We start from the raw sequence: 264 nt of genomic DNA on the forward strand, positions 1-264 counted from the left end.
GTGGTTCCGGTGGTGCTGTCCGCGGCCGACGAGGTGGCGTTGCGGGCTCAGGCGGGGCGGCTGGTGTCGCTGGCCGGGGACGTTCCGGTGGCGGAGCTGGGGCACGCGCTGGCGACGACGCGTTCGGTGCTGGAGCACCGTGCGGTGGTGGTGGCTGGTGGTGAGGCCGAACTGCGGGAGGGTTTGCTGTCGTTGGCGGCGGGGGAGCCGCAGGGGGGTGTGGTCGTCGGGAGCGCGGTGTCCGGTGGTCGGGCGTTCCTGTTC

1 protein-coding gene is annotated in these 264 nt (G+C 73.9%); it reads left to right on the forward strand.

Annotated features, from left to right (window positions below; all coding sequences use genetic code 11):
- Positions 1–264 (forward strand): hypothetical protein (locus tag NGF19_RS30545; protein ID WP_252429202.1); only part of this gene is annotated, 264 nt, incomplete at both ends.

The sequence above is a fragment of the Streptomyces macrolidinus genome (assembly GCF_023887685.1).
Classification (GTDB): domain Bacteria; phylum Actinomycetota; class Actinomycetes; order Streptomycetales; family Streptomycetaceae; genus Streptomyces; species Streptomyces macrolidinus.